The sequence below is a fragment of the Burkholderia sp. AW33-5 genome (assembly GCF_053427615.1).
Genome location: NZ_JBSAXA010000075.1, coordinates 1 through 1,192, shown reverse-complemented (window position 1 = coordinate 1,192; position 1,192 = coordinate 1). Strand labels below are relative to the sequence as shown.

At 59.6% G+C, this 1,192-nt stretch carries 1 protein-coding gene; it reads left to right on the top strand.

What is annotated here, in order from left to right; translation table 11 throughout:
* The first annotated feature begins 65 nt into the window (after positions 1 to 65).
* Positions 66 to 1,153, top strand: a protein-coding gene (locus ACV22V_RS32375; protein ID WP_448016811.1) for an IS3 family transposase whose coding sequence is annotated in 2 segments (ribosomal slippage) — positions 66 to 327 and positions 327 to 1,153 — 1,089 coding nt in all. Because the reading frame shifts where the segments join, the coding sequence is not laid out codon by codon here.
* The last annotated feature ends 39 nt before the right edge of the window (positions 1,154 to 1,192 follow it).

The following is a 1,192-nucleotide window of genomic DNA, read 5'->3' as shown; positions in this document are numbered from 1 at the left end:
GGTAATCCCCCCGAAAAACCGGTGTGATCGGAAGTAGAATTTTCTCATTGAGGGAGTTCTACAGCATGAAGAAGTCGAGATTCACGGACAGCCAGATCATGGACGCGCTCAAGCGCGTGGAGGCAGGACTGGCGGTACCGGACCTATGTCGAGAGTTGGGCATCAGCACGGCGACGTTCTACAAATGGCGCTCGAAGTACGGTGGCATGGACGTTTCGCTGATCGCGCGGATGAAGGAGCTGGAGGCCGAGAACGCCCGGCTGCGCAAGATGTACGTCGAGGAGAAGATCAAGGCCGAGATCGTGGCGGAGGCGCTCGCAAAAAAAGATTGAGGCCATCTTGCCGACGTGAGATGGCCATGCATGCGGTGTCCAGCCGGGGCATATCGATCCGGCTGGCATGTGAGGCATTCGGGATCAGCCAGGCGTGCTATCGGTACGTCGGTCGGCGCAGCGCCGAGAACGACGAGATTGCGAACTGGCTACTGCGCCTGACGGACAACCACCGGAACTGGGGTTTCGGGCTGTGCTTCCTTTACCTGCGCAACGTGAAGGGCTTCGGCTGGAATCACAAGCGCGTGTATCGGATCTATCGCGAACTGGAACTGAACCTGCGGATCAAGCCGCGCAAGCGGCTGGTCAGGCAAATACCTGAACCGCTGGCGGTCCCGCGCGCCGTCAATCAGGTCTGGTCGATGGACTTCATGCACGACCAACTGGCCGATGGGCGCAGCATCCGGCTGTTCAACGTGATCGACGACTTCAACCGCGAGGCACTCGGCATCGAGATCGACTTCTCATTGCCGTCCGAACGCGTGATCCGTGCGCTGCGGCAAATCATCGGTTGGCGCGGCAGGCCAGAAGCGATCCGGTGCGACAACGGGCCCGAGTACCTGAGCGCAGCGATCATCGAATGGGCTCGACAGTACGGCATCAGGCTCGATTACATCCAGCCGGGCAAGCCGCAGCAGAATGCGTATGTCGAACGATTCAACCGAACCGTGCGGTACGAATGGCTGTCGCAGTACCACTGGGAAGACTTGGACCACGTGCAGCGCTTCGCGACCGATTGGATGTGGAATTACAATCACGATCGCCCGCACATGGCCCTGGGTGGATTTGCGCCAAAGCAGCGGCTGGCCATGGCCGCTTAGTTTCTACTTCTGAACCCCGTGGGAAACGGGGGGATTACC